This is a genomic window from Arthrobacter sp. SPT-J7 (genome assembly GCF_059089965.1).
In genome coordinates, this window is the sequence record NZ_JBNHFF010000637.1 from 1 (window position 1) to 270 (window position 270).

1 pseudogene is annotated in these 270 nt (G+C 62.6%); it reads left to right on the forward strand.

Annotated features, from left to right (window positions below):
* A pseudogene (locus AC5RWX_RS34615) lies at positions 1-162 on the forward strand (50S ribosomal protein L10); the annotation flags it as partial.
* Positions 163-270 lie beyond the last annotated feature (108 nt).

Sequence of the window (270 nt, forward strand, 5' to 3'; positions counted from 1 at the left end):
GGCGTCCTCAAGGCCCCTGCCGCCGCAGCTGCACGCACCATTGACGCGCTGCGCCTCAAGCTTGAAGAAGAGAACGGTGCACCGGCAGCTGCCGAGGCGCCTGCCGCTGAAGAAGCTGCTGCTGATGCTTCAGCTGAAGCTCCCGCAGCCGAAGAGAACTAGTTCTCTTTACCCCACAAGACTCCGGTGTGAAGCGCGCCCCCGCGCCGCTGAACACCACAACAGGAAGGACGCCTACCATGGCGAAGCTCACCAACGAAGAGCTCATTG